General features: G+C 57.2%; 26 protein-coding genes. 11 read left to right on the forward strand and 15 right to left on the reverse strand.

Annotation, left to right across the window (positions count from 1 at the left end):
• Window positions 1-223: 223 nt before the first annotated feature.
• The 6 genes from V6S97_RS27035 to V6S97_RS27060 all read left to right on the forward strand — a co-directional run bounded on the left by V6S97_RS27035 (window position 224) and on the right by V6S97_RS27060 (window position 2,996).
• Entirely contained in the window at window positions 224-397 is a 174-nt protein-coding gene (locus tag V6S97_RS27035) for a hypothetical protein (protein ID WP_334428132.1), read from the forward strand.
• Window positions 397-849 (forward strand): hypothetical protein, encoded by a 453-nt coding sequence (locus V6S97_RS27040; protein ID WP_334428133.1) that lies wholly within the window; start codon window positions 397-399, stop codon window positions 847-849. Before V6S97_RS27035 ends, V6S97_RS27040 begins: the two co-directional genes overlap by 1 nt.
• Window positions 846-1,430, forward strand: a complete 585-nt coding sequence (locus V6S97_RS27045) for a hypothetical protein (protein ID WP_334428134.1) — start codon at window positions 846-848, stop codon at window positions 1,428-1,430. Before V6S97_RS27040 ends, V6S97_RS27045 begins: the two co-directional genes overlap by 4 nt.
• Complete coding sequence (locus tag V6S97_RS27050) at window positions 1,427-1,642, forward strand: hypothetical protein (RefSeq protein WP_334428135.1); 216 nt, start codon at window positions 1,427-1,429, stop codon at window positions 1,640-1,642. The genes V6S97_RS27045 and V6S97_RS27050 overlap by 4 nt, the downstream gene beginning before the upstream one ends.
• Before the next feature lie 194 nt (window positions 1,643-1,836).
• Window positions 1,837-1,953, forward strand: coding sequence for a ribbon-helix-helix protein, CopG family (locus tag V6S97_RS27055; protein ID WP_334428203.1), 117 nt, complete (start codon window positions 1,837-1,839; stop codon window positions 1,951-1,953).
• 203 nt (window positions 1,954-2,156) lie between these two features.
• A complete protein-coding gene (locus V6S97_RS27060; RefSeq protein WP_334428136.1) occupies window positions 2,157-2,996 on the forward strand; it encodes a helix-turn-helix domain-containing protein in 840 nt (279 codons plus the stop codon).
• 166 nt (window positions 2,997-3,162) lie between these two features.
• Here the strand turns inward: V6S97_RS27060 and V6S97_RS27065 are convergent, their stop codons facing one another.
• Window positions 3,163-3,765: a recombinase family protein gene (locus V6S97_RS27065; protein ID WP_334428137.1), complete on the reverse strand. Its 603-nt coding sequence runs from the start codon at window positions 3,763-3,765 to the stop codon at window positions 3,163-3,165.
• Window positions 3,766-4,198: 433 nt separating this feature from the next.
• On the opposite strand from V6S97_RS27065, the gene V6S97_RS27070 reads away from it, so the two are divergent.
• The 4 genes from V6S97_RS27070 (at window position 4,199) to V6S97_RS27085 (ending at window position 5,934) form a co-directional block, all read left to right on the forward strand.
• The gene (locus V6S97_RS27070; RefSeq protein WP_334428139.1) at window positions 4,199-4,864 is read left to right on the forward strand and encodes a ParA family protein; all 666 of its coding nucleotides are present in this window, start codon (window positions 4,199-4,201) and stop codon (window positions 4,862-4,864) included.
• Window positions 4,861-5,145 carry a chromosome partitioning protein ParB gene (locus tag V6S97_RS27075; RefSeq protein WP_269712828.1) on the forward strand — a complete coding sequence of 95 codons (285 nt, stop codon included), beginning with the start codon at window positions 4,861-4,863 and terminating at the stop codon, window positions 5,143-5,145. Before V6S97_RS27070 ends, V6S97_RS27075 begins: the two co-directional genes overlap by 4 nt.
• Window positions 5,142-5,444, forward strand: coding sequence for a hypothetical protein (locus tag V6S97_RS27080; RefSeq protein WP_334428140.1), 303 nt, complete (start codon window positions 5,142-5,144; stop codon window positions 5,442-5,444). The genes V6S97_RS27075 and V6S97_RS27080 overlap by 4 nt, the downstream gene beginning before the upstream one ends.
• A gap of 187 nt (window positions 5,445-5,631) precedes the next feature.
• Window positions 5,632-5,934 carry a BrnT family toxin gene (locus tag V6S97_RS27085; protein ID WP_269712830.1) on the forward strand — a complete coding sequence of 101 codons (303 nt, stop codon included), beginning with the start codon at window positions 5,632-5,634 and terminating at the stop codon, window positions 5,932-5,934.
• Window positions 5,935-6,217: 283 nt separating this feature from the next.
• Here the strand turns inward: V6S97_RS27085 and V6S97_RS27090 are convergent, their stop codons facing one another.
• On the reverse strand, window positions 6,218-6,481 hold the full coding sequence (locus V6S97_RS27090) for a DUF982 domain-containing protein (RefSeq protein WP_334428141.1): 264 nt from the start codon (window positions 6,479-6,481) through the stop codon (window positions 6,218-6,220).
• 30 nt (window positions 6,482-6,511) lie between these two features.
• Window positions 6,512-7,576: a non-homologous end-joining DNA ligase gene (gene ligD, locus V6S97_RS27095; RefSeq protein WP_334428143.1), complete on the reverse strand. Its 1,065-nt coding sequence runs from the start codon at window positions 7,574-7,576 to the stop codon at window positions 6,512-6,514.
• Between the two features lie 59 nt (window positions 7,577-7,635).
• On the opposite strand from ligD, the gene V6S97_RS27100 reads away from it, so the two are divergent.
• Window positions 7,636-7,953 carry a hypothetical protein gene (locus V6S97_RS27100; protein ID WP_334428144.1) on the forward strand — a complete coding sequence of 106 codons (318 nt, stop codon included), beginning with the start codon at window positions 7,636-7,638 and terminating at the stop codon, window positions 7,951-7,953.
• Window positions 7,954-8,142: 189 nt separating this feature from the next.
• Here V6S97_RS27100 and V6S97_RS27105 read toward each other — a convergent pair whose 3' ends face one another.
• The 12 genes from V6S97_RS27105 to V6S97_RS27160 form a co-directional block, all read right to left on the reverse strand.
• Window positions 8,143-8,982 (reverse strand): DNA adenine methylase, encoded by an 840-nt coding sequence (locus V6S97_RS27105; RefSeq protein WP_334428145.1) that lies wholly within the window; start codon window positions 8,980-8,982, stop codon window positions 8,143-8,145.
• A gap of 190 nt (window positions 8,983-9,172) precedes the next feature.
• On the reverse strand, window positions 9,173-9,622 hold the full coding sequence (locus tag V6S97_RS27110) for a DUF1515 family protein (RefSeq protein WP_334428147.1): 450 nt from the start codon (window positions 9,620-9,622) through the stop codon (window positions 9,173-9,175).
• A 151-nt stretch (window positions 9,623-9,773) separates the two neighbouring features.
• Window positions 9,774-9,998, reverse strand: a complete 225-nt coding sequence (locus tag V6S97_RS27115) for a hypothetical protein (RefSeq protein WP_334428148.1) — start codon at window positions 9,996-9,998, stop codon at window positions 9,774-9,776.
• A gap of 1 nt (window position 9,999) precedes the next feature.
• On the reverse strand, window positions 10,000-10,914 hold the full coding sequence (locus V6S97_RS27120; protein WP_334428149.1) for a glycoside hydrolase family 19 protein: 915 nt from the start codon (window positions 10,912-10,914) through the stop codon (window positions 10,000-10,002).
• A gap of 52 nt (window positions 10,915-10,966) precedes the next feature.
• Entirely contained in the window at window positions 10,967-11,395 is a 429-nt protein-coding gene (locus V6S97_RS27125; protein WP_334428150.1) for a hypothetical protein, read from the reverse strand.
• A complete protein-coding gene (locus tag V6S97_RS27130) occupies window positions 11,392-12,780 on the reverse strand; it encodes a gp53-like domain-containing protein (protein ID WP_334428151.1) in 1,389 nt (462 codons plus the stop codon). The genes V6S97_RS27125 and V6S97_RS27130 overlap by 4 nt, the downstream gene beginning before the upstream one ends.
• Window positions 12,781-12,782: 2 nt before the next feature.
• A complete protein-coding gene (locus tag V6S97_RS27135; RefSeq protein ID WP_334428152.1) occupies window positions 12,783-14,300 on the reverse strand; it encodes a hypothetical protein in 1,518 nt (505 codons plus the stop codon).
• A complete protein-coding gene (locus V6S97_RS27140; protein ID WP_334428154.1) occupies window positions 14,297-16,711 on the reverse strand; it encodes a phage tail protein in 2,415 nt (804 codons plus the stop codon). Before V6S97_RS27140 ends, V6S97_RS27135 begins: the two co-directional genes overlap by 4 nt.
• Window positions 16,711-17,118, reverse strand: a complete 408-nt coding sequence (locus V6S97_RS27145; RefSeq protein ID WP_334428155.1) for a DUF6950 family protein — start codon at window positions 17,116-17,118, stop codon at window positions 16,711-16,713. The genes V6S97_RS27140 and V6S97_RS27145 overlap by 1 nt, the downstream gene beginning before the upstream one ends.
• Before the next feature lies 1 nt (window position 17,119).
• A complete protein-coding gene (locus V6S97_RS27150; protein ID WP_334428156.1) occupies window positions 17,120-17,356 on the reverse strand; it encodes a hypothetical protein in 237 nt (78 codons plus the stop codon).
• A 27-nt stretch (window positions 17,357-17,383) separates the two neighbouring features.
• Window positions 17,384-17,617, reverse strand: a complete 234-nt coding sequence (locus tag V6S97_RS27155) for a hypothetical protein (protein ID WP_334428157.1) — start codon at window positions 17,615-17,617, stop codon at window positions 17,384-17,386.
• 33 nt (window positions 17,618-17,650) lie between these two features.
• Window positions 17,651-18,229: a baseplate hub domain-containing protein gene (locus tag V6S97_RS27160; protein ID WP_334428159.1), complete on the reverse strand. Its 579-nt coding sequence runs from the start codon at window positions 18,227-18,229 to the stop codon at window positions 17,651-17,653.
• Window positions 18,230-18,235: the final 6 nt, after the last annotated feature.

Below are 18,235 nucleotides of genomic sequence, written 5' to 3' on the forward strand. Positions count from 1 at the left end.
TCGCCTGCGCAGGCAGGTGCGGCCTTCCAAACGGACGGAGAGGCACAATGCCAGCAAAGCCAAGCATACGCATACGCCAGACGAAACCCACGCGGGACAAGTCCGACTGGCAACCACGGAAAATCATGGTTTCGACAGTCGGCGGGATGGTTAGCCTACCCGCCGTTTCCATGCATGCCGCCGCAATGGCTGACAAGCATCGGCGCCAGCGCAGGGGCATCCAGTGGTGACGGCCGCACCGATCGTCAGCCGACCGAAGTCGCTGTTCCGCGTCGTTTACCGCGACGGAACAACAGTCATCACATCCGCTACCAGTTCCTTACAGGCCGAGCGCAACGCCGTCAGCAAACGCCCAGGTGTCGTCAAGGAAATCAAATTTATGAAGGGAAGCCGCTAATGACGGATCTAAAATATCTGCCCTCTGCTTGGCAGGACGAATGCATTCCCGAGCCGCAAGAGAATCCGAACGCGTTCATCCATCGCGCGGACAATGGCTGGCTTCTTCGCCCTGTCGATGATTACGAGGAAGAAAACTATTCGCAGCCGCTCCTGCCGGGCGATATTGTCCGCTTTGATGAGCACCGGGCCTACGGCGATTTTATGCTCATCATAGACGAAGAAGGCGAATGGCGGACAGAACCGACATTGCCGGCCGACGCCTGTTTCTTCCGTCACGAAAGGGACACCGACACTCTGGCCATGTCGGTTGATGAGCTGATTTCGTTCATGGAAATGAGAGAGGGCGAGTATTCTATCGATGCCTATTGGTGGTCCGACTATGAAGTTCCGCTTCGCTTCGTTGTTGAAGGCGAAACGGCGCGCTTCGAACGGATCGAGGGGCAGGCATGATGGACGCACCAGCCCCCCACATTCGCCGCATCGTCGGACCGACTATTCTTCTCGGTTCCGGAACCTATTTTGACTTTGAGAACCCCGAAGCGGCCGAGCTAACGATTGAAGACGTTGCCTATAGCCTCGCATTTCAATCCCGCTTCACCGGCCAGTGCGTCAGCCGCCGCACCGGCAAGCGCGTCTACTATTCTATAGCGCAGCATTGCGTGATCATGGCGCACTATGCCGAGCCGCAACACAAGCTGGCTGCGCTCATGCATGAGGTCAGCGAAGCAACCTGTGGCGATATGAACGCGCCGCTAAAAGGCATCTGCCCGGATTACAAGAAGGTTGAAAAGCGTTGCCAAGTGGCCGGGCTGAGGCGCTTCGGCATCACGGTGAGCAATCCGGCCTATATCAAGCATCTTGACATGCGGATGCTCGCAACAGAGCGCCGCGATTTGATGGCTTGGAATGGTGAGCAATGGACAGGCACTGCCGAACCCTTCGAAGCGGAGATTGTGCCCTGCCAAAATCCCCATGTTGCGGCCGAAACGTTCCTCGCCACCTTCGATATTTTGAGGGAGCGCGGGCTGTGAGCGGAAGCAACAAGCGCAGGAGGGATGCCGCTTATCGACTGGGGTTCGAAAAGGGCCGCAACGAAGCGCACGCTTTGCTGGAGAGACTTTCAAAGTGGGACCGGGATTTTCCCGTCAACTGCTGGAACGGTTACGCGGGCTTGAAGGAACTGGACCGTATCATAGCGGAAGCCCGAACGATCATAGGAGAGGACAAGGAATTACCTCTGTAGGCGTAGCCGGTTTTGTGAGCGACGAAACGCCATCACCGAGGAAACTTTGTGACGCCGCTTGCAGAATCACACGGAATCACTGTTACATGTAAATCATGAGCAAAAATGACATCCGCACGGCCAGAGTTAGAGAAAGCGTAGCAGCGCTGAGAGCAAGGCAAGCCGCAGCCGGCTTCGTGAATGTCAGCATCGCCATGCCGGGCGATGTAGTAGCAGAGATCGACCGTTTGAAACAGGAACGAGGGGCTTCGTCCCGCGCTCCAATACTGGAAGAAGCAGTTAGATTTTATCTAGAACAAACAAGGGCATAAAATAAAAAAGCCCGCCTTTGGCGAGGCAGGGCTTTTTTGGATAAGTAGTCAAAACGATCTTTGAGGACCGTGAACATCCTCAAGATAGTGCAGAATTAAGGAACTCGCAAGATGTTAGCGCTTGCGGGAACGCTGATTTTTTGTCTGCTGTCCATGCCCTCTTGAGAGAGGACAAAGGAACCATGTTCCAGCAGATTGGCGCGGTGCAGGCAAAATCCGGCACCAGACGAACCGGCGCACCCGTGCGCAGAAATTCCCGCCTGAAGGGCAAGTGCGAGGCGGTATTCTGGAAGCCCCTGCCCCGGCACGAGGCCCGCGAAATCCTGCTTGCCGCGCGCAAGTACGAACTGGCGATGAAACAGCCAGGTAAGCGCACCGGCCCACTCGGCCACGTCGCGCTTGAAGTGCTGGATTACCTCACCAATCTGGTTGATTTCGGAAACGGCCGGCTTGATCCGTCCATCAGCACCATCATGGAAAAGGTCGGCCGCGCCCGAGCTGCGGTATGCCGCGCGCTCGACGCACTCCGCACCCACGGCTTTGTTGATTGGTTGCGCCGTTATATCCCAACCGGCAACGAGGGCGCAGGCCCGCAGGTGCAGCAGACAAGCAATGCCTACCGATTGAGCCTGCCGGCGCGCGCCAAGGCGCTTCTTGGCAAGTATGCGAGGAAGGACGCGCCCCTGCCCGACGACGCCATACAGGCCCGTCAGGAACGCCAAGACGCCATCAAGGCGCACATGGACAGCCTTTCGTCAGCAGATCGCCTACGGGAAACAGTAGAAGACAGGGCGCGCGCCGAGCAGTTGGCGGGCTACGTGGAGCGGGCAGCACAGAACCGCGCAGAGCGGGCCGAGGAAGGCCGCCAGACGCCGGTAGCAAAGCAGACGCAGTTTCACTACACCCAGCCGGCGACGGCAAATCCTGCCATCGAGCGCATCCGCAAAAATTTGGAGGCGCGGAAGGCCGAAAAGCTTTTGAATGAGCGTGAGTTCACTGAAAGAACTGAATCCGGTCCTGATTTTTATAATCCTGCGGATTAGTAAACGGACGCCGCTTGTTCGGTCCGCTTGCGCGGCCCTGCGGCGGTTCCGAACCGCGTTAAAGTGCGGTTCGGCGGCAACCTATGCGCAGTTTCAGGACCGTTAGCACGCCCGGAAAGGTCTTTTGGCTTATGAGAGGTCGCAAGGGGAAATCTTGAGGGGAATATTATTCCAAATCGCCCGGAGCGGCGTCTTGCGATGCACCTTTAAGGCGAGAGATTGTCAGGCGGCTGATGCCGAATTTTCTGGCCACTGCGGCTATGCTGGTTCCGGCCGCCAGATCGGCAAGCGCCACCTGTTTTTGCCGATCCGTCAGGGCGGGCGGCCGGCCGAAACGTTTTCCCTTTTCGCGCGCCCTCGCCACGCCGGCTTGCGTACGCTCAATATTCAAATCCCGCTCGAATTGCGCCACGGCGTTTAAGACGTTCATTGTCATCGTGCCGGCCGAGCTGGTGAGATCGAGGCCGCCCAACTGGAGACAATGCACCCTCACCCCGTCTTCCGCGAGCATCTTGACCGTGCTGCTGACATCGATGGCATCGCGGCCGAGGCGATCCAGCTTTGTGACGATAAGCACGTCGCCCGGCTCCATCCGGTCGAGCAACTTCATGAAGCCCGGCCGCTTCGCAGCCGGCGTGCTGCCGGAAATCGTTTCGGATATGATCCGGCGCGGCTCGACTGAAAAGCCAGCGGCCGAGATTTCGGTAGTCTGGTTTTCGACCGTCTGCCCCGTGGTTGACACTCTGACATAAGCGAATGTGCGCGACATAGCTGTTTCCCTGTTCAAAAGTGTCCCGTTCTTTTTGAGCATGCAAGAAAGTCGGGATAGGCACTTTTGAGCAGAACCGCCCTACCCTGTCTATAACCGGACGGTTTTGAGCATCGAGCTTACGCGCCGGGGGTGGCCATGCAAGGTCTTGAAAATGAATGCCACAATCCGCCGATTTAAAATTAACAAGGGGTTTACTTTCACCACTCGGCACACCGGATTTAACGAGATACCGGGTTTGTTTAGTTACCGGATAATGCTCCGTATCGGATTAATGCACTTACCCGGTTTTTAAAAATATCCGGTTGCATGATGTATCCGGTATGTGGTTATATCGGATTAATTCAGTTACCGGATTTAAAAATTAATCCGATATCAACTTTTACCGGGCATCTGAATAAACCAGATTATTTTCTCAACCGGAGTTTTGCCCATGCCCGTTGTCGTAATTGCATCATCGAAAGGTGGCGCTGGGAAATCAACCACGGCAGTTCTGCTAGGCACTGAGCTTGCCCGCAAAGGCGTGCCCGTCACAATGTTGGACTGCGACCCCAACCATTCCTTGAGCATATGGGCTGGAAAAGGGACACTTCCTGAAAACATTCAGGCACTGAGCGACGTCACAGAATCCAGCATCGTCAAGACAATCAAGCAGCACGATGTTGATGGTGCGGTTGTAATCGTTGACCTAGAAGGCGTTGCATCTCGCATGGTATCCCGCGCAATATCACAAGCAGATTTGGTGCTTATACCCATGCGCGCGACAATCCTTGACGCGACGATTGGCGCGCAATCGCTCCAGCTCATCGCCGAAGAGGAAGAAGCAATAAACCGGCGTATTGCCCACGCAGTTGTTTTCACCATGACACGCGCCATCCGGTCAAAGCAGCAGACAGGAATTGAAAGCTCACTGAGGGAAGGCGGTATCGACATCATAGACCCGCCTCTTATGGAGCGCGCTGCTTTCTCTGCGCTCTTTGAATTCGGCGGCGATCTGCATTCAATGGAAACAAAGCAAGGCAATATGTCATCGGCAATCGAGAACGCCGAGGCATTCGCCATGGCAGTTTACAAACGTCTGACGGAGGCACTGAAATGACCGATTTCAAACTTGATTTGGGTGCGCTGAAACGCACCGCAAAGCCGGCGACAGAAGCGGCCATCGCGAAGGCCGACGCGGCAGGGGAGGCGAGGGGGTTTGTTGATCGCTCGCCGCGTGGAAAGCCCGGCCGCAAGAAGAGCGAGCGCACCGGCCAAGTGCACGCCAAAGTGCTGCCGCACGTGTCGGAAGAGATCGCGGAGGAAGCTTTGCGGCGCGGCGTAGTTCAAGGCGTCATCATCGAAGAGGCGTGGGCACTGTATTTGGAGAACAAGAAATGACGGACAGGACACCTGACGAGATTAAAGCCTTGAAGGCCTCCTGGGAGGCCGACCCGAGTTGGGACATAGAAGACACGGAGGGCTTCGAAGGGCACGCAACCGAACTAAAATCCTACCGTCACCAAATGGAGCGGAAATGGGAAGAGGCAAGGAAAAAGAAAATTAGGGATCGTGCGCATGCGTTGGGTTGCCCTGAAAATCTGGCTTTGGCTGAGTATGTTGAAAATCTGGAAAGCCGATTGGAGTCTCAGTTTGAAAGCATCTGGCGAGGGCTGGAGGAGGTCCGCGCCAACAAGTGAATGTTTTTCGATTAAGAGGCCGCCCTACACGGGCGGCTTTTTCTCAGCAAGAAGCCATGTGATGCATCTTGAAAAGTGTACACTATTCGTGTATATATCTTTTCGCAGGATAGGCCTGCAATTAAATCGTCGCTGCTATTTTAAAGGTTTTAGATAAAATGCACGCATACTTTATGGAGATTAGAAGTTGGAATTTGAGTGGGATGAAAAGAAACGGGAACATGTAATTAAAACCCGCAAAGTTGATTTTGGATATGCAGCCCTGATTTTTATGGGGCCGGTCGTGACAAATGAAGACGACCGGCAAGATTACGGCGAAACAAGACACAGGTCTGTGGGAATGGTTGGGGATGAATGCTTCATCGTTGTTCATACTGAGCGCGATGGCGTTACCCGCATCATCACAGCATGGAAAGGAGGTCGAGATGACCGACAACGTTATGAGGCGAGTATCTCTGCAAGACCTCGTCAAGATGAAGGAGAGGGGTGAACTTTACCACGATCCTAATGCACCTGAAGGCGAAAGCCTCGGCGCTTCCTTCTGGGAAACCGCAAGGATCGAGGAGCCAAAAAAACCTCGATCTGTTCATTTGAAGTTGGACCCGGAAGTTTTTGACTTCTTCTTTTCGCTCTCAGGCGGAAAGGGACATCTTACGCGAATGCAGGCTGTCTTGAAGGCGTACGCGAAAGCCCACAGCCCAAGATAGTTGCAATCGAAAGCCGCGCGGCAACATCGCGCGGCTTTTTTGTTTTTTGCGTCGGCAACACCGCAGTTAAAAATCTAGGTCATCATCTGGCGAAACTGACAGGAGCGCTTCATGGGCGGCCTCAACAAAAGCCGCACGCGCATCTTCCGGCCGATCATCCAAGCCATTTTCAAGAACGGCGGAACATACCATGAGGGCCGTCACGTAAGCTTGACTATCGGAGCTTGCCGGCCAGTTGTCGAGAAGGCAGCGGGCCAAGTCCGTCACCGTTTCATAGGTTTCGAAATCACCCCAATTGACCGTGATCGGTTCTATCCTGAATTCGCTCATCAGGAGAGCTTACACTAAAAGCAGCCGCGTTTAATCAAGCCGGTACACGTCCGCGTTATCCTGCCGCTCTCTGAGGCCCTTATAGGCCGCATGACGCAGCTTGCGATCCGGCGTCATCTGGCGGAACTCAATTTCCGCAATAAGCGTCGGCTGCACCCAAATGACCGCACGCCGGCCAGTATAGGCCACAGGCGGCTTTCTCTTCCGCCAAGGCAGTTTATCTAACATCCGGCGCAGCTCGTTTGCGGCGCGCTCCTTAAAGCCCGTGCCGACGCTTCCAACATAGCGCAGCTCGTCGCCGTCATAGGCGGCCAGCAAGAGCGAGGCAAAGCCGCCGCTTGCTGACATTGAGGGTTCATATCCCACGATCATGAACGGTTCGGATTGGACGCATTTGACCTTGATCCAATCGCCGGTTCTTCCGCTCCGGTAGGAGCTGTTTCGATCCTTGCCTACGATACCTTCCAGCCCGAGGCGGCATGCATGTTCGAGCATCAAGCCGGGATTGTTGGTTTCAACTTCTTCCGAAATCCGGATTGCACCTTCGAACCCCGTCAGCATCTCTTCAAGCAGGTGTCGGCGGCTTCTGTAGGGCAGCTCGCGCAGATCGCGGCCGTCGAGATACAGAATATCGAAAGCGTAGAGCAGGGCATTGCCGGCCACTTTATTGCCGCTACGCGCGCCAACGGCACCCAAGCTGTTTTGTAAAGCATTGAAGTCCGACCGCCCTTGTTCGTCCAGGACGACCGCTTCGCCGTCGATGATGAAAGACGCCGGCCCGAGATCGCGCGCCGCTTGCTCGATAGCCGGAAACCGCGCGGCCCAATCATAACCGCCGCGCGTCAACATCCGGACGCCGCTCGCGTCGGCGTGGACCGTGAGCCGATAGCCGTCCCATTTGATTTCCCAGCCCCACTTGTCGCCCGAAGGCGGCTTTTGCTTCAGCAGCGCAAGGGCAGGTTCAATACGCGCCGGCATTGGCTCCAGCGGCAATGCCGGCTGGGCCTTGTTTCGCTTGCGGATCGGGCGCGACTGGATGGGCTTGCCATCATCGGTCAGCAGCGGCTTTGATCGAGAGCGAGGTGGCTTTGTCATGCTCACAGCCTGCGCCCGAAACCTTTACAAACATTTGTCAGGCCACCATGTCAGGGGGCATGAAGAAAAATCCCGACGATCCCGGACCGGAACCGCGCTACCGCTGGCGTGAGACGTGGCCCAACGAGGGCCATGAAGACTATCAGGCATGGGATGGAGAGCGGTCATTCGGCCGCATCATGCTTGAAGTGAATGGCACCATGAGAACAAAGTGGCGTTGGTCTATCAGTCACATGGAGGGCGTAAAGCAAACCATCTTGCCGCATAACGGCTGGGAGCAATATCCACGGGTCGCGGCGGCAAAGGTCGAGGACGCATACGAGCAGATTGCAGCGCTCAATGGCCTGCCGATTAATGAACCGCCACGAAAACCCTAAAGGAAAATCATTTCAGCATTCGCCGGCGGCCGAGACGCCCGCATGAAACATTCGTTCGCGATCTTGTAATTTTATTGCGGCCGCGGATCCGCTCGAGCGCGCGATCGGCGCGTGAAATTAGAATGTCATTTCCGACACCAGCGCCAGAAACGCAAAAAGCCGCCCGGCGTAACCGAGCGGCTTTCTTGTTCATAGCAACGGCAGGTTCGGGATTGCCGGCTCCTTGCCGTCAAGGATGACGACTTCGCCAACTTCTTTGCCTTCGCCGCCTCGGATTGTGTAGGTCAACGAAACCGGCGTCATTGGATAGCGGCCGAAGATTTCCCGCACTTCCGGCCGGTCATTGAGCGAGATCATGAAGCGGCCCTTGATGGTGCTGAGACGTTCAGCCATTTCCGCAAAATCATCCCGCTTGAAGACGTTCTTTCCATAATCGTTCTCGCAGCCGTAGTAAGGCGGATCGAGATAGAACATCGCCCCCGGCCGGTCGTACCGGTCGATGAGCGTGCGCCAGTCAAGGCACTCTATCACGACGCCGGCGAGGCGTTCGTGGACTTCTTCCATGATCGGCGTCAGCCGCGTGACGTTGAACCGAGCACCGCCCGTGGTATCGACGCCAAAGGTTCGGCCGGAAATCTTGCCGCCGAACGCCAGCTTCTGGAGGTAGAGGAACCGGGCGGCCCTTTCCAGATCGGTCAGGGTGACAGGATCGCACGCGGCCAGCCGCTCGAATTCCCGCCGTGACGTGATCTGGAATTTCATCACCTCCAGCAGCTGGGGCAAGTGACGCTGCAGGATGCGAAACAGCGTCGTCACGTCGCCGGAAATATCGTTGATGACTTCCGCGCGAGGGACAAGGCGACGGCGGAAAAACACCCCGCCCATACCGGTAAACGGCTCAACATAGAGATCGTGCGGGATTTGCTCGAGCAATGCAGCGATCCGGCCGGCGAGCTGCTTTTTACCGCCGAGATAGGCGGCAGGGGGAGACACCGGCCGCACTTCGGAAAACTGAAAGAGATTTTGCATTTGTCTAAGACCATCTTTTCTGACAAACCGCTCCGGCCTGCGCAGGCGAAGGGTGCGGCAATGATCTTTGATGTTGTCGGGCGGGGTATGACGCCAATCTGCACCCGCTGTTGCAGCCGTGAGGCTGCGGCCACCCGAGGGCAGCTATAGAAACGGGCCGGGCAGGGGATACCTGCCGGCCCGTTCGTTTTCAGATTTTACCGATGATGACCGCCGCGATTCGTTTCAGCACGTCCGCGAAGGACACGCCCAGCGCCATGCCGCCGATACCGATCACGGTCAGGCCGCCTATCCCCATAAGACGCCAGCGCTTCACATCGTCCGTGACGGGCTTCATGTCCGCCACTACCGCCTTAACCTTGGCCGTGTCTTCTTCGAGCTGGCGCACATTCTCAGTGACCGGCTTCATCTCGGAAACGTCCTCTTTCACAATCGCCATGGATTGCTCGACACCTGAAACACGGTCGACCAGCTCATCCATGCGCCTGTGCACCACGGCACGGCTTGCGTTCGCCTTATCTTCGGAGCGCCGCGCTCCGTCCTCGATACGGCGGATGGACTCTTTCAATGCGTCCACGCCGGCGAGCAGTTGCCCCATCTGCTGATGTAAAAGCAGATCGTTATTATCAGGTGGTGCCATAGCCCCGTACCCTTCCACCCGTTATTTAGGCTTCACGCCGCACAGCTCTTGAAGCTTTTCGTTTTCAGTGAGGATTTGCCGCTCTGTTTCCGGAGTCAGGTCATCTTGCGTTGATGGCCTGATAGCGCGGGCAACATCGCAGTAATTGCCGCTAGTCACGCACCCAGCGACCAAGACGCCGCTTAATGTCAGCATCGCCAGTCTTGCGAATGTCATCTTCAATCCCTCGCGCCTTTGCGGCCGATTTCGCGTTTCGCTTGAGCTGTTCGGCCGAGGCGTCCGCCTTGCCGGCCGAGCGGCCGTAAAGAAAAGCGCTCACAACGAATGTGAGCGCCACGCCGGCAACCGCCAGCCACCGTTTCAGTGTGTCCAGCATGTCAGGTTGCCTTTGTCCGATTGATTGTGATGCGGCCGGAAGTAATCAGCCAAACCAGCACGCCGGCCGCCACGGCCGAGAACACCAGACTGCCAAAGGCCCATGGATTGGAGATCGCGCCGAAAAGCGTTGCCCCGCTATCGGCAATGTCTTTCGCGTCACGTACCGCACTAAGGCCGCCAGCGCCAAAGACGCCGGCAATGATCGTCCAGAGGGATTTGCTTTGCGCAGCCGGCACGTTGTCCGGTTGCGCATCGAGCGCGGTAACATCGGCTGGCGGCTTTCCCTGAAACCGGGCGATGGTGGCGGCTTCCAATGCATCAAGGAAGGACTTGTAGTAGCCGGCGATCAACTTCGCCTTGTCGGCCCCGTTTACGACTGCCCGAGCGCCGATAGGATCATCCTTCTTGAGATTGAAAAACTCCGTCAGCTTGCGCTCGGTAAACAGGCCTTCCAACATGCCGACGATGGCAATCTCGGCGCTGATATCGACATCGAGCGCAAGGGAGGGATTTCCGACCAGATCGACGCGGATCCGCTTTCCGAGCCTCTGATAGTTTTCCTTGTGCGTGAGCTGGATCACGCCACGGCCGAACCAGCTCTTTTTGTCAGCATCCTTGCGCCAGTATGGCGTCTTTACCTGCCCGAGCTTTCCGGCTTTGTACGCCTTGTCCAGCGCCGCGATTGCGCCGGCGTCGGTTGACGAGAGCGTTTCGCGCACCGGCAACATACGGCCGGCCGTTTCGTGAAACACCGATGCCAGGATGTAGGCGAGGAGGCGGTTATTATCCGAGCCGGTAATCTTGTGGGACCGCCAGCACCGGAAAAGCGCATTCATGCCGTCAATCTGGCCCTGCGAAAGGCGGCCACCAAAAGGCGCGCGCCTCGCATATGCGAAGAACGTTGTCATATCCATTGAGGATATCTCCTGATTTTTTAGGGTAGGGTGGCGCTAAACCGCGCCGGAGTTACTGCTGGGAGGAGGGCGCAAGGATTTGCGCCGCCCTTTCTTCACCAAAGAGCGTGGTGGCGATCTGCACCAAGAGCGGCCACAGTTCATGGTCCGCGCGATAGGTATTGGCGGTTTCGAAGATTTTGCGGACACGAAAAGGCTGTTCCGCCATGGCCGCGCCCACCTGATCGGCTTCCGCGTTTGTCATGCGCGACCAGAGATCGACCGCAAAAACCACTGTCACGGGTGGAACGAACGGGGGCTCAAAGATGACCACCTCACCATCAATGAACTTACGACCGCCCGCGTTTTCGAGGAATTCAAGATGCTGTGCCTCGGTGATAACGATAGCGTCAGCCGGAATGACTTCCTCCGGGTTGCTACACGCCTCCGGGATCCAGAAGCCAACAGGAAATCCCATGTCATCGAATTTCGCAAAGATCATGGCGCGACTCCTATTGCGAACCAATCAATTCTAACGCCGGTTGACGCCAGTCCCGCACCTGTGGACCCAAGCCTACACGCAACAGCAAATCCGGTAGATTGAGGCCACGGAGCCGACCTGAGTTGAGAAACCACCATATTTCCTCCTGCCGTTTGGCTTTCCCCGTTCCAAGCGACAACATTGTAAGCTCCGGGAGCTGAGAAGGCGGTTGGAAAAAATACGCCTACATGCCCGCCGCTATCAGTTGTCGATACTGAGGAACCCCACTGCATCAGTCTGCCGTTCGGCAACTTCATCCATCCCGTCCCGGATATCGCGCCCATCGTGGCAAACATTGCTGCGCCATTTGCGTCATCTAGGATCGTCCGGGCAAAGGCGGTGAGATCGGCCAGAGACGCCCCGTTTTCGGCGCTGAAATACGGGAGCTTGTTTGCGGCTGGCACCAGCTCGTGCAACGCAGCTATCGCGCCAGTGATGACCTTGATTAGCTTTCCCGTCGTGCCATCGAAGGCAGCGGGAGCGTTGTTTACAACACCACCGTTCGGCCCGATGACGTCACCGATGCCCGTGCCATCAGTGCCGCGCCGCGCAAGAAGCCGCCAATAATCGTTTTGCGTTGCAGGCAGGACAGGGGGCGGATTGCCGGGCGGTACAGCAATTCTTGCCAGCCAAGTGGAGCCGTTATCGAGAACCGCATCACGGGCTGCATAGAGATCGGTTGCAACATAAGCGCCCTTGTCCGCTATGCCGGTTTCGCCCGCGTCGCCTTTCGGCCCGATTGGTCCCGAGAGATAGAACGGCACGGACCAATCGCCGTCAGTCGAGCTGCGCTTGATGAATATCGCCGTACGGCCGTCGCCGGCATTGGCAACGAGAACAGAGAAGCCTTTGGCCTCGCTGCTATAGAGGTTGCGGCCGACAATATCGTCCGCGTCAGCATCGTAATCGACACCTTGAACAAGGCTGCTGCGCTGGATGACGGTTGCCGTGTCCGGACCGGTAAACAGGATAAGGCTGTCGGCTTCCGGCACCAGTCCGGAAACGGCCGCCAGCGACGGGTTGTTGAGCCTTTGCAGGTAGAGCGCCAGCGCGTCCGCATTGGCCGACTGCTGCCGGCTGTAGGACATATCGCGCACGATGGCGTAATTGTAGGTGCCACTTGCGCCGGTCCAGTTGATGGCGGCTGTCATCTGTGTGTTGGTGATCGGATGCAGGTTTGCGCCGTCGCTGTCGTCGGGCAGGATAGGCAGCGGAGCGCCGCCTTCCGCCTCGACAAACACCGTGCCGCCGACAATGAGCGCGACTTTCCAGCCCGTATCATTGCCGACGATGACCGGCGACCCTTGGATAAGGGTAACGGTTCCGTCCTTGTAAATGGCGGTCATAGTCAGTCTTTCCGTGGAATGCCGAGGATGTAATAGCGCAGCCCCTGAAGGCTGTTGTCGAACTCGTAGGAGATACGGCCGCTATCGAAGTCGGAAGCGTTGTTGTAATAGGCCCGCACAGCAAGGCCCCGGTAAGTGTGGAAAATCACATGGTTGGCATAGAGATCGGCATAGGTGCAGTCGCCTGCCATCGTCTGAGGAAGTGGCGAGGGAATGCGGTCAATGCCGATCATCGAGACGTAAGGCGCGCGAACGCGCCTGCTCCAGGACGAAACGCTGTCACCGCCCCCGCCGTGCACGGTCATGAACTTGACCATCGGAAACACGCCGTCACCATTGAAATTGACCTGATAGGTCTGGTGTCCGTCGCCCGAGACGGGCAGATAACCTTCCGCCAGAATTTGCAGACAAGGCCAGCGGCTATCCAGCGCGATATCCGCGAAGGATGGATTGCCACTCGATCCCGGCCGCAGGAACTGGACGATGTTTTGGCCGTTCCAATTGAACTGCCGCAACACTTCGTTGTCGCCGGCCGTGGGCGGAGACTCGTCAAAGGCTATGACGATGAAGCGCGCACGACACGGCCGGTCCGCATTGTTGAACCGTATCTTACTGCCTTCGAACCAGTATTCAGCGCCATATGGCGTGGCCGAGGGCGAGGCCGGAAACGAGATCGTGCCGCCATCGTAATAATGCACATCCGCAACCGTCCCGTAGGGAATGCCGATCCCGATTTCATAATCAGTCACGCCGACCGGCAGATAAATGTCATCGGCCGCGATGATCTTTGCCGGGTTGTTGGAACTATCGAACGCGATTTGCGTCAGGCTCGCCACATTCACATCATAGCCGGGCTTTGCGACCCGTACGCCATCCTTGCTGATCTGGATGGACTGTTGACCGGGAACCGGCGCTTTCGGCTGGCCGTCGATAATGGCTGTGTTATCACCGGGCAAGCGCCAGACGACAACCGCTTTCATGAAATACTCAGTGCTGCTGACGTTCTGATAGATGCTCTGTGTATAGATTCCCGTCATGGTCCCGGCCGAGGGAATGGTGTCGTTCCGGTAGTTTTCGACCCAGCCCATTTCGGAGCCGGCCGAAGACGTCCATTTCGTGCCGCGCTGCTGGTATCCGGTCATGTTGCTCTTGCGCACCATCTCCCCGATGAAGCGGCCGTTCGAAATGCGCCGACTTTTCACATCAAAGAGCGGAAAGCCGTAAGGCAGGTTTGGAAAATGAAACTGCCGGAAAAACTTGTGCTGGCTATAGTCGCCATTCGTCGGGCTGTACGAATGGAAACTGTAGTTTGATGGCCCCGTGCCGGGTGGGTGATAGATCGTCCCGGCCTGATAGGGGATAATCCAAGTGTAGGTGACTTTGACATCAGCCGACCATTTGGAATTGTAGAAAAAGGCCCCGACTTGGCTATCCGGCGTGGTGACCGGATTGAAGTTGCCTTTCGTGATTTTCACGCAAGGCACCCCGGCATAGTCGAGGCCGATAAGTGTTTCGGTCATGAGCGTATCACTATGGTTCCGGCGCTGAGATTGATCTGCATTTTGCCGTTCGGGCTTTGCAGCAGACCGGCGTTGACCGTGCCGATGTTGGCGACCGCCAGACGCACGCCGTTCTGATCGAACACAACGATTTGCTGCCCGCCTTGCCCGTTCTCATCCACGAAAATGGTGCGATTGGCGGACAGGATGTTTTCAGTCTTCAGGACGCCGTTTTCCATGAAGACGCGCAGGATGAGGGCAGCAAGTGCTGCCTGTTCGCCCTTGCGCGCACGGGCGGCGATTTCCACGCGGGAAAGCACGTCGCCGGTTGTCTGCGCCGTCATGGACAGATAGCCGTCAGCCAGAACGTCACCCATCTCGGCGCGGACACCATCCACCCGCCGAGCCATGGCTCCCATCTGCGTTGCGCGCACTTCGCTTTCACGAATGATGGAGGCGATGGAGCTGCCGAGCTGGGCGCGCATGGCCTGCCGTTCGAGCTGGGCCACCGTGTCCGTGGTCGAAGTGACCATTGAGACGCTATCGACCTGTTGCCAAAGATTATCGATATCGGCTTGCAGCCCTAACAGGCGGTCGGAAATATCTTTCCGCACCTGCCCCAGCCCGATTTCGAGATCCGCGTTTCCGCCGTCCAGAGAACGCACCGTGATTGGCTGCGTCCAGCTTGTCGGCCGATCCGCGACGAACTTGTAACGGAACTGGTAATCCGACAGGCTCAAAACACCTTCCTGCAAAAGCGCCACGAGCTTGTCAGCCGTGACCGTGCGCGGAATGACGTTCTGCGGCTCACTTTTCAGCCAGTATTCAAAATCGATGGCGCGAATGGTTACGTCTTCGATTTTCGCCCACGACAGGCGGAAGGCTGGATAGCTGCGGCCGTCAGCGCCAATGCCGAGAACCGGCGTAACGGCGAAGTCTTGCAGCTCATTGAGATAAATCGGCTGATCGTTCGGAATTGGAACGGTCGGCGGAATAACGCCCACGGCCTTGTAGATGAGGCCGTTACGCTCTTGCAGCGACAGCGCCACATTTCGCGGTCCGTCACTATCAAGCGCGGAGATCGAGCGCCCCTGCACCATATAGACGCCGCGCCGCTTTTCGTTCCGGCTGTCCCAAAAGACCCAATCACCTGCCTTGATGTTTCGAAAGCCCGGCCGAAGGACAACTTCCGCCGTCGCCTCGTATCGGTTTTCATTGAGGTAGATGCTGGCGAGCTGGTTTGCCTGCCCCTTGGAAAAGACCATGGGAAAGCTGAGCGGAACGTCACGCGTGCGCCTGTCAATTTCCACCATGGCGGTGCTGGTTTGCACATCATAGCCGGCCGGCGACCACATGTTGCCCGGCTCCTGATAGGTGCCGGAAACAGCGTTGACGAGATCGCCCATGGATCGACGCTTGCGGAAACGGACCTTTTCACCGCGCACAAGATCGTCGTCGGTGAAGGTGGCAACAATCGGCTGTTCCGAGCCGATGATAGGCCACGAGCCTTCCACGCCATCAACTCGAATCCCGCCGCAAGAAAGCATCAGCGCATCGAGATTGTCGCCGTGATCGAGATCGGCATCGAGAAAGATCGAACAGCGGTAGCGACGGCCGTAATCTGCAAATTCATCAGCGAGATTGGCCGCCATTACATACTTGTCAAATGGCAGATCGGACGCCGGCATATCCATGCCGAGGAACAGATCGCCATTCCACGAAAAGCCCCGGCAATAGTTATAGTCCATGATGATGGGGTTCTCGGTGTACTCATATGTTGAGTAATCACCCCAGCGATGGTTGCCGTTTCCGCCGATGCTCGAATCCTTGCGGTAATCGTAGAGGCGAGCGCCGCGCAGCTCGAAAAAGAACTCTGGAAACTGGTTCAGCTTCTCCTGATCGTAAATCAGCTCGACTTTCAGCCAGCAAATTCCGACGCCGATATGATCTTGCGTCCAGCGGCCGGGCGGGTTGCTGTGCGCGATCATGGCGCCATCGGCCGCCGTCTGCGTTCCATCGTAGAATGTGAAGAACATCCGGCCGGCATAGTCACCGGTCGCAACCTCGTACCGCCTGTTATCGGCAGTCGTCAGATTGAGTTGGGAGCCGCCCGCCCAAATCCGCACAAGGCCGTCACAGGGGAAATCCGAGAAGACATAGGCCTGCTCAAGATTGCGGTTCGCCTGTTCCCATGTGTTGACGTAGCAATCATGGCCGGCGAGGGCGACCGGGCCGCAGGCAACCTTGCGGCTGACATTCTCGCCATAGTCCCGGTCGAACTTCGTTCCGGCTGCTGCGGCTTGTGCCTTCTTTGCCCGGCGCTCCTCCATCTTTGAAACGATGAGGTTAAGGCCGAGACCGACAAGCATCTTGCCGAGGCCGGTTCCGAGGATGCCGCCAACGAAAGAAACGACAGGTGCGAGGAAGCCCATTATTCCACCCTGAATGCCGCCGTCACGAAAGAGACCGGCACAAATTCGACCGGCCCGCCGTGGGCGCGTGTCGCAAATCCGATTGAGGTAAAGACGCCGCCAGAAAACTGGCCGTCGCGTTCAATCACGCCGATATCGCCACGCTGGGCCATGACAGGCGGGATTTCCGAGAAAGCGGCCGCGAAAGCCTCTTTGACGTTCGCAAAACCATGCCTGCGCAACTGTTTTGCCGCGCCGGCCTCTGACGTGTAGCGGCGGCCCTTCGGATACATGAAGGAACCGCGCACTGCCTCGACCGCGTCATCCGGCAGGATGTAACAGTCGGAAATGCCCCATTCGCCGGGCAAGTCTTGATGCCGCGCCACAACCGCATTGAGGCGCGCTTCCCATCCAGATTGTCGCGGCATGTCAGAGAATCCCTCGCCTCATCGCGTTCCGAACCACAGCGATAACGCGCGCGGCGAGATCGTCCTGTTCTGGCGTGTTTGGCGTGGTGCGATGGTCTTCGCATGACGGCACATTTTCGAAGGCGGCGATTGCAGCCTTCATTTCGTCAACCGTGCCAACGATCCGGTCACTTGCCACAATGAGAGGCTTTCCGGCCGCATCGAAGGCGCGCCCGATTTCGAGAAGTGCAAATTTCATGACGAGTTTCCTCTAAGGCAAATCGCGTCACGCGATCCGAATGAAGCCCCAGCCGAGATCGATCACCATCGATCCATTGCCCGATTTCAAAACGCCGGCCGTGACCGGGCCAATATTGGCAACGTCAAGACGCAGCTTGCCGGGAATAGGTCGTTCTGGTCTTTTGGGAACGTGGGCCGCTGGAATGTTCGGCTTGACGGGAACCAGAGCGGCCGTGGCGGGCGCAGCAAGAAGCGCCGCGAGGAATGACCTGCGTTTCATTAGAATGCTCCAACGTTTGAAGGTGGGTTTTTGTCAGGTAGACGAGGCCAAGCGGCCCCAAAACACTTCGGTTCGGCCGGCCTTGCCGGCGTGCTCAAAGAACCTGTCGCCGGGTGCGCGGCGCTGCTGATCTGCAACCGAGCGCACGCGGCCATTCTTGCGGCTGTAATCGAGCTGGCGGCCTTCGCATTGTGCCGTCAGCACATAGCCGTTCTCGTCTTCGTCGTGGTCGATGGTATCGAGATAACCACGCGCCACCGCCTCGACCTGTAGCAGCTCGCGCGTGTCCGGATGGAAATGCGCGTCGAAGATCGTAACCGGCGCATCCCGGTATTCCTCGTCTTCGATCTGCTGGAGGATTTCCGGCGTAAGGCCATCGTCAGGACTTGCTGCAAGCGTCAGCGTGAAAGAGCTGCTGGCGTTCGTTCCGCTGCCATCTTCAAGGCCAGATACCTTGATTAACCCGAACTCTTTATAGGTCACGCCCTGCCAAACGAGCGGCGAGCGGTCAGAAATGAAGCCATAAACGCCGGATGGAAACTGAAATCGCAGCATCTGCCGCGTGTTAATGCGCCCCTCATTATAGAGCGCCTGGACTTCTGGAGACATCATCTGCCG

It is taken from the genome of Agrobacterium sp. CCNWLW155 (assembly GCF_036888815.1).
In the GTDB taxonomy this organism is placed as follows: domain Bacteria; phylum Pseudomonadota; class Alphaproteobacteria; order Rhizobiales; family Rhizobiaceae; genus Agrobacterium; species Agrobacterium radiobacter.

Excerpts from the sequence above, each read along its gene's own strand:
- V6S97_RS27105 (WP_334428145.1), bottom strand. The coding sequence starts at position 8,982 with ATGCAAAATCTCTTTCAGTTTTCCGAAGTGCGGCCGGTGTCTCCCCCT.
- V6S97_RS27140 (WP_334428154.1), bottom strand. The coding sequence starts at position 16,711 with ATGGGCTTCCTCGCACCTGTCGTTTCTTTCGTTGGCGGCATCCTCGGA.
- V6S97_RS27065 (WP_334428137.1), bottom strand. The coding sequence starts at position 3,765 with ATGTCGCGCACATTCGCTTATGTCAGAGTGTCAACCACGGGGCAGACG.
- V6S97_RS27120 (WP_334428149.1), bottom strand. The coding sequence starts at position 10,914 with ATGGATATGACAACGTTCTTCGCATATGCGAGGCGCGCGCCTTTTGGT.
- V6S97_RS27145 (WP_334428155.1), bottom strand. The coding sequence starts at position 17,118 with ATGCCGCGACAATCTGGATGGGAAGCGCGCCTCAATGCGGTTGTGGCG.
- V6S97_RS27155 (WP_334428157.1), bottom strand. The coding sequence starts at position 17,617 with ATGAAACGCAGGTCATTCCTCGCGGCGCTTCTTGCTGCGCCCGCCACG.
- V6S97_RS27115 (WP_334428148.1), bottom strand. The coding sequence starts at position 9,998 with ATGCTGGACACACTGAAACGGTGGCTGGCGGTTGCCGGCGTGGCGCTC.
- V6S97_RS27160 (WP_334428159.1), bottom strand. The coding sequence starts at position 18,229 with ATGATGTCTCCAGAAGTCCAGGCGCTCTATAATGAGGGGCGCATTAAC.
- V6S97_RS27135 (WP_334428152.1), bottom strand. The coding sequence starts at position 14,300 with ATGACCGAAACACTTATCGGCCTCGACTATGCCGGGGTGCCTTGCGTG.
- ligD (WP_334428143.1), bottom strand. The coding sequence starts at position 7,576 with ATGACAAAGCCACCTCGCTCTCGATCAAAGCCGCTGCTGACCGATGAT.
- V6S97_RS27125 (WP_334428150.1), bottom strand. The coding sequence starts at position 11,395 with ATGATCTTTGCGAAATTCGATGACATGGGATTTCCTGTTGGCTTCTGG.
- V6S97_RS27080 (WP_334428140.1), top strand. The coding sequence starts at position 5,142 with ATGACGGACAGGACACCTGACGAGATTAAAGCCTTGAAGGCCTCCTGG.
- V6S97_RS27070 (WP_334428139.1), top strand. The coding sequence starts at position 4,199 with ATGCCCGTTGTCGTAATTGCATCATCGAAAGGTGGCGCTGGGAAATCA.
- V6S97_RS27090 (WP_334428141.1), bottom strand. The coding sequence starts at position 6,481 with ATGAGCGAATTCAGGATAGAACCGATCACGGTCAATTGGGGTGATTTC.
- V6S97_RS27045 (WP_334428134.1), top strand. The coding sequence starts at position 846 with ATGATGGACGCACCAGCCCCCCACATTCGCCGCATCGTCGGACCGACT.
- V6S97_RS27040 (WP_334428133.1), top strand. The coding sequence starts at position 397 with ATGACGGATCTAAAATATCTGCCCTCTGCTTGGCAGGACGAATGCATT.
- V6S97_RS27100 (WP_334428144.1), top strand. The coding sequence starts at position 7,636 with ATGAAGAAAAATCCCGACGATCCCGGACCGGAACCGCGCTACCGCTGG.
- V6S97_RS27150 (WP_334428156.1), bottom strand. The coding sequence starts at position 17,356 with ATGAAATTTGCACTTCTCGAAATCGGGCGCGCCTTCGATGCGGCCGGA.
- V6S97_RS27055 (WP_334428203.1), top strand. The coding sequence starts at position 1,837 with ATGCCGGGCGATGTAGTAGCAGAGATCGACCGTTTGAAACAGGAACGA.
- V6S97_RS27110 (WP_334428147.1), bottom strand. The coding sequence starts at position 9,622 with ATGGCACCACCTGATAATAACGATCTGCTTTTACATCAGCAGATGGGG.
- V6S97_RS27130 (WP_334428151.1), bottom strand. The coding sequence starts at position 12,780 with ATGACCGCCATTTACAAGGACGGAACCGTTACCCTTATCCAAGGGTCG.
- V6S97_RS27075 (WP_269712828.1), top strand. The coding sequence starts at position 4,861 with ATGACCGATTTCAAACTTGATTTGGGTGCGCTGAAACGCACCGCAAAG.